Origin of the sequence: Bacteroides gallinaceum (assembly GCF_030373775.1) — a bacterium.
Taxonomy (GTDB): Bacteria; Bacteroidota; Bacteroidia; order Bacteroidales; family Bacteroidaceae; genus Phocaeicola; species Phocaeicola excrementipullorum.
Map to the genome: position 1 here is coordinate 101541 of NZ_JAUDEN010000012.1, position 6707 is coordinate 108247.

Genomic DNA, 6707 nt, shown 5'->3' on the forward strand with positions numbered 1-6707 from the left:
TTCAGACAAAAAGAAAAAGCTAAGTAATTGACTTATCAGTACTTAGCTTTTATTGTTATTCAGGGATATTCAGTAAATGCCTCCAAAAATAAGAAAAGACTAAAACAGAAAGCTAACCCCTCTCTTCTGCGAAGCATTAAACCGCTCAACCTCCAAAGAGAGAGATTTCTTTAGCTGACCAGCCATAAAGTCCAAAAACGGCTGATTCGTTTCTTCGTCCTGACATTGGTGCAGGGAAAGTATATATTCTTCTCTATTTTCCTTGAATATTTTAGTTGGAAAAAGATTGTAGCAGAACTGAATGTAATTCATCAGCAGGCGGGCGGTTCTTCCGTTGCCATCTACCCACGGATGAATGGCTACTAAGTTAAGATGGGCATTGAAGCTTAGTTCGTATTGTTCCCGGAATGTTCCCACAGCCTTTTGCTTTTCCTGCAATAAAGCGCAAAGTTCATCTACTTTGGCAGGGACTTTCTGATAACCCATATAAGAACGTCCACCAATGCCAGCTGTAACACCACACAAACGGAATTCGCCTTTGGAAGAATCAAAAGAGCCACCCATTACATTATAGGTACTGCCTGTAGTACGCATCAACACAGCATTCAATCTCTGTAAAAATACTGATGTGATGGGTTCTTTATGTTCGGCTTCTTCTTTGGCAAGCTCGTATGCTTTCTTTAAGTCCTCATTCATCAAGTGATATACCAATGGCTTTCCTTTGGCAGTCAGACCCTCATCGAAAAGCATTTGCGCCTCCACTTCGGTAAGTGTTGAACCCTCAATCGCTGTAGAATGGGTAATAAGAGAATAGAGGTAGTACTTCTCATAGTCCACCGCTTCACTGATACCAAGTTGCTGGAACTTCTGGTACAACAGTTCAATCTCATGCCAAACACCTTGTTCCATTGACTTTTATTTAATGGGATTTATTTCTTTTCAAAGGTACTGCATTTGTTTTGTGCATCCAAAGAAAACAACTACTTACTACAATATTTTTTTGCACGTGTGGAGAAAATATGGGAAAGTTTAGACAAAAAGAAAAAAAGCTAAGCGATTGACTTATCAATACTTAGCTTTTATCCTTGTACCCAGACCCGGTACAAGCCACAGAAATCATAGGAAAATAAAAGAATTTATTTTCCTTATTATCAGCTATTTGTGAATTTCTTATTTTCTCCATTTTTGCCATATTTTGCCCATTTTCTGTTATTTAGTACACTTTTAGTACACTTTGAAATTCCATTTTCTTTTGTACCTTTGCAATATCGGAAAACAAAAGAAAATCAATTATTTAGCGTAATCACCCGGTTACGGTATCTAAATCGGGATAAAACCTCTAAACAATGGCAAAGTTAGAAAATAAAACGAAAGAAAACCCTAAATTGGAGCAAAACAGGCTGTCGGACGGCAGAATTAGTTTGTATCTGGAGTATTATTTGGGTAGAGAGGAAAAGCCTGTATTGGATGAAAACGGTAATCAGGTGTATTATGAAAGCGGTAAGATGCGGGGAAAGCCGAAGTTCGCTATCAAGCATCACAGGCGAAAAGAGAACCTCAGCCTGTATCTGATAGAGAAGCCACGTACCCCTGCGGAACGCCAGCAGAACAAGGAAACACTGGAGCTTGCTGTAAAAATACGTGCCGAACGTGAACAGGAGTTTAAGGAAAGTATGTTGGGCTATCGCCTGAAAAAAGACCGGAACGTGAATTTCTTGGATTATTTTCAAGCCTATATCAATGACTATACCAAGAAAGACATTCGGATGGTGCAAATCGCCCTAAGCCGTTTCAAGGACTTTTTGAAGGAGCATTACCCGATGCACGAGTTCGGCATCAAGCCGGAACTTATCACGAAGGACATGATGGAACAGTTCGTAGCTTATCTGCAATCCCGGAGCGTGGGCGAAGGGGCTAAAAGCATCTTCCAGCGTTTCAAGAAGGTTATCCACTATGCGATTGACCACGATGTGATGCTGAAAGACCCCTGCAAAGGCGTTACCTGCAAGGCGGATAGCCAGATACTACGCAAGGACGTGCTTTCGCCGAAAGAAATCCAGCGGTTGATTGCGTGTGCCATTATGACAACGAGAACCCCAACGTAAGGCGTGCGTTTATCTTTTGCCTGTATTGTGGCTTGCGCTTCTGTGATGTGAAAGACCTTACCTATAAGAATATCGACTACGCCAACAAGCTGCTAAAATTTGAGCAGAACAAGACCAAAGGTCATTCCGCCAGTAGCGGTGTGGTTATTCCGCTCAATGACGGGCTTCTTTCGCTTGTGGGAGAACCGCCGGCAGACGGTAACAAAGACGCTCTCATCTTCAACCTGCCTTCGTATGAAAGTTGCTGCAAATCCGTCAAGCGTTGGGTGAAAAGAGCCGGGATAGATAAGCACATAAGCTGGCATTGCGCCCGTCACTCATTCGCCGTGAATATCCTCAACAATGGGGCGAACATCAAGACGGTTGCCAGCCTGCTCGGGCATAGCGGACTGAAACATACGGAGAAATACACCCGTGCGGTGGATAAATTGAAAGAGGAAGCGATAAACAGCCTGCCGGAATTAAAGTTTTAACCATAAAAGACTTACCTTTGCAATTATGGACTTTGAAGCATTAGTAAAACATATCAGCACGATACAAAGCACGTTGCAGGCGCAAGCCGCACACGCTGTAAACCTCGCTCTGACTGCCCGCAACTGGCTCATGGGCTGCTATATCGTGGAGTTTGAGCAAAACGGTGAAGACCGTGCCGCATACGGCGAGCAACTGTTGAAGAAACTGGAACAGCGGTTGAATGTCAAAGGACTGAACGAGCGCAGGTTTCGTGAGTTCCGGCGGTTGTACCTCGTTTATCCGCAACTGAAAGAGCCTATCGCACAATACATATTGGCAGGAAGCGAAATTCGGCACACACTGTCCGCCGAATTTGCAGACCCAATTCGGCGGTCGCCAACCGCCGAATCTTCTCAATACATTCAATCGGCTCAAAACAAATGGATTACCCCACCCGAAAAGTTATTTAGCCGCCTATCCTCTACCCATTTGAATGTAATTTCACCCATTGATAACCCTGTAAAACGTGCTTTCTACGAAATGGAAGCCATTCGGGGCTGCTGGTCAGTAAAGGAATTGGAGCGGCAAATCAATTCCCTCTATTACGAACGCAGCGGATTATCCCAAAATAAGGAAACCTTGTCTGCCTTGGTGCAGCGGCAAGCCATGCAATTACAGCCCAAAGACATTATTAACACGCCCGTTACGTTGGAGTTTTTGGGATTGAACGACCGTACTTTGGTAACGGAAAACGACTTGGAGCAATCCATTCTCGACAACCTGCAGCACTTTCTGTTGGAAATGGGGCATGGGTTCTGCTTCGAAGCACGCCAAAAGAGAATCCTGATAGACGGGGATTATTTCTTTGCCGACCTCGTGTTTTACCACCGCATTTTGAAATGCCATGTCATCGTGGAATTGAAGATAGACAAGTTCCGCCACGAATACGCTTCGCAACTGAACCTATATCTTAACTACTTCAAGGCGGAAGTGATGCAACCCGACGACAATCCGCCTGTCGGCATCCTGCTTTGCACCGAGAAGGGCGACACGTTGGTAAAATACGCCACTGCCGGATTAGACCCGAACATCTTCGTGCAAAAGTATATGATAGAACTTCCCACTGAAGAGGAAATTAAGAAGTTCATTTCAACTGCAAACTATTAGCAATAAAAAACACTACTGGCGAAAAGAAGGAAAGCCATTCTTTCTCTTTTCGCCAGCACGTTTATTACTGCCAACAAGAATAGGTTTAGGTTAGTTTGGATGTATATACAAAAGACAGAACTAAACCGTAAATGCAGACGATAATTATAGCAAGTCACTTATGATACATTCTGTTCTTCCAAGACTATATTAGCATCATTATCGCATTTTTCAGGCTTAATCCGCTCTATACGACGAATATGTTTTGCCCTATTAGCTATAATTAACGGTACACGCTCGACAACAACAACCGATGTGTCAAGCCCCAACGCACTCGGTTCTCCAATGCCTATCTTTCTAATTAAGGCATAAAGGCTCATCAGCAAATTTTGTCGGCGGTTACGGGAATCTTCAGGATAATATATCCGGTGGATAATAATAAAGCGAAAATCACCCGGTATGCCATTCTTATGCAATGAAGGATAAGAGCTTGTTAGTTCTACTTCACCATCCGCAACAAGGTCATCAACTACTTGTCGTAAATAAAGGCTCACGCGCGGTTCTATACGAAAACCTATACGCATGGTTATACTAAACAATGTCCCTTTTATTAATGTGGAACAATTATATTCAAGTGTGTCTGGTGTATCCACAAATTCAAGGTTAATAAGCCAATAATGATCTGCCCGTTTAGGTTGCTTATTGATTATGGAATACAACAATTTATCGTCCACACAACCTTCTTTGTCTGCATGATTCACATAGACAAGATTAGAAGCATATTTGGATATGCTTTCGTCCGCCTTAATATCAGAAATAATGTTGTAGTATTCACTTAACCGTTTGGAAGACATATGTTTTCGACGAATTTTGTTGGCACTTACCCATACAAACATGATAAAACATAATAATCCACCTATTAACAGCGTAAACCAACCTCCGACCATAAATTTGGACAGGTTTGCAGCAAGGAAAATACCTTCAATAACACAATATCCGCCGACAAACAGTATTGATAGAATGCGTGGAATGTTATGCATATGCAAATAGAATCCCAACAACAATGTTGTCATCAACATTGTAATAGTTATGGCAAGTCCATAAGCGGCTTCCATGTGGGTGGAATCTCGAAACAACAATATAGTAAATATTACTCCAATATACATTACAAGGTTTACCATTGGAATAAATGACTGACCTTTTACGTTGGTAGGGTGCTTAATACGCATACGAGGCCAGAAATTCAAGTTCATAGCTTCACTCAATATGGAAAATGAACCGCTTATTAGAGCTTGGCTCGCAACAATAGCTGCCCCGGTAGCCATTGCAATGGAAAACAACAGTATTTCTTGTGGCATGATTGAATAAAATGGGTTCACTGTACCTTCTGCACTTTCCGGATGATGCAATACCCACGCTCCTTGCCCCAAATAATTTAGAATAAGCATCACCTTTACAAATATCCAACTGACCGTAATATTTCGTCTGCCACAGTGCCCTAAATCAGAATATAAGGCTTCTGCACCAGTGGTACACAAGAAAACGGCACCCAATATCAGAAACCAGTGGGGGGATTCCACTAATAACCGTATGGCATAGTAAGGATTGAATGCCTTGAATACTTGAGGATAGGAAGTCAGACTGATAGCTCCGGCGATTCCAAGAAGCAGGAACCAAAGTAGCATAAATATGCCAAATGACCGTCCTATATTTTCTGTACCAAAACGCTGAACGAAAAATATAATGGTAATAATGGTCAGTGTAATAGGAATCACAGGCAGATGCGGACTGATACTTTCAAGTCCTTCTATGGCAGTTGTGACCGTAATGGCTGGAGTGATAATACCATCAGCAAGCAAAGTGCTCGCACCGATAATGGCAATGATGTAAATCCATCTTCTTCTGTGGCGGCGTAAAAGGGCATAAAGCGCAAGTATGCCACCCTCCCCGTTATTGTCGGCACGGAGAGCCACCAGCACATATTTCACCGTAGTCTGAAGAGTAAGCGTCCATATGATACAAGACAATGCGCCTAAAACATAATTTTCATCAAGAGCTTCTCCAGTATGAATGATGGCTTTCATAACATAGAGTGGCGATGTTCCAATGTCACCAAAAACAATACCCAATGTGATGAGTAACCCGGCAAATCCAAGTTTATGTTGAATATTGCCTTCTTTTGATAAGTTTGCCATAAAAAGTAGTTTTTTGTTCTACATATATTTGTTTTCCTTTTAAGCGGCGCAAATATAAAATAAAATCTTAACAATAAGATTTCACTTTTCTTTTTTCGTGAAAATATCATATAAACCTTGACGATGGTCAAGGCTTGTCTAAAAAAATAGTCTATTTGAATTACGTATAACTATTAAACTCAAAAGCCGAAGTTATGGGACTTATCCTTCACCTCGGCTTTTTGCTATTTACTGATTTCCTAACCTATCAGCTTCCTTTTTCAACTGCTCAGCCTGCTCATTAAGCAGCTTTGCCCGTTCCAAGGCTTCCGCCTGCCTGCGGCAACGTTCCTCAAAATCTAGTACCGAATCCGTCAGGTTGCGGATAAAACGCTCGTCCCGCTGCCACTTGAACTTATTCTCCAGTCTTTCAAGGGTATTGCCGTCCGCTTGTCCCTGCATCAGCAGATAACGGTATTTCATGTCGTTGTCCTGCAACTGCCCCATCCGTTCAGCCAGACGGACATTCAGGAACAGGGACGTGGCACAGACAATCAGACCTGCCGAAAAGAGGAATAGCTTCGGGCGTACCAAAGAAGTTACTTTGTTGTAAATCCGCCGATGAAACGGTACGGGTTTGGCTTCTTCTTTTTCTGCCATGCGCTCATCATGGTACCGCTTCATTGTTTCCAGCATTTCCTTGAGACAGCCGAAAGTGGCTACTACATAATTCTTGACCTCCCCGAAAGATTGCCGTTGTTCCTGTCCTGATTTCCGCAGTTCGGCAAGCCGGGTCAGGATGTTTTGCAACTCTTTTTCGGGAACAACT

The 6707-nt window shown here is 42.6% G+C and carries 4 protein-coding genes and 1 pseudogene; 2 read left to right on the top strand and 3 right to left on the bottom strand.

Annotated features, from left to right (window positions below; all coding sequences use genetic code 11):
• Nucleotides 1-99: 99 nt before the first annotated feature.
• Nucleotides 100-909, bottom strand: a complete 810-nt coding sequence (locus QUW60_RS08405; RefSeq protein ID WP_288187094.1) for a Fic family protein — start codon at nucleotides 907-909, stop codon at nucleotides 100-102.
• A 437-nt stretch (nucleotides 910-1346) separates the two neighbouring features.
• Here QUW60_RS08405 and QUW60_RS08410 point away from each other — a divergent pair.
• Together QUW60_RS08410 and QUW60_RS08415 are read left to right on the top strand one after the other, a co-directional pair.
• Nucleotides 1347-2578: pseudogene (locus tag QUW60_RS08410) on the top strand (tyrosine-type recombinase/integrase).
• Between the two features lie 25 nt (nucleotides 2579-2603).
• Nucleotides 2604-3725, top strand: a complete 1122-nt coding sequence (locus QUW60_RS08415; RefSeq protein WP_087337873.1) for a PDDEXK nuclease domain-containing protein — start codon at nucleotides 2604-2606, stop codon at nucleotides 3723-3725.
• Between the two features lie 158 nt (nucleotides 3726-3883).
• On the opposite strand, the gene QUW60_RS08420 is transcribed toward QUW60_RS08415, so the two are convergent.
• Nucleotides 3884-5899, bottom strand: a complete 2016-nt coding sequence (locus tag QUW60_RS08420; RefSeq protein ID WP_018710110.1) for a KUP/HAK/KT family potassium transporter — start codon at nucleotides 5897-5899, stop codon at nucleotides 3884-3886.
• Between the two features lie 228 nt (nucleotides 5900-6127).
• Nucleotides 6128-6707: hypothetical protein (locus tag QUW60_RS08425; protein WP_289559797.1), on the bottom strand; the 580-nt coding region annotated here is incomplete at its 5' end.

What these genes read in the sequence shown, in the direction of transcription:
- QUW60_RS08420 (WP_018710110.1), bottom strand. Translation starts at nt 5,899, where the DNA reads ATGGCAAACTTATCAAAAGAAGGCAATATTCAACATAAACTTGGATTT.
- QUW60_RS08415 (WP_087337873.1), top strand. Translation starts at nt 2,604, where the DNA reads ATGGACTTTGAAGCATTAGTAAAACATATCAGCACGATACAAAGCACG.
- QUW60_RS08405 (WP_288187094.1), bottom strand. Translation starts at nt 909, where the DNA reads ATGGAACAAGGTGTTTGGCATGAGATTGAACTGTTGTACCAGAAGTTC.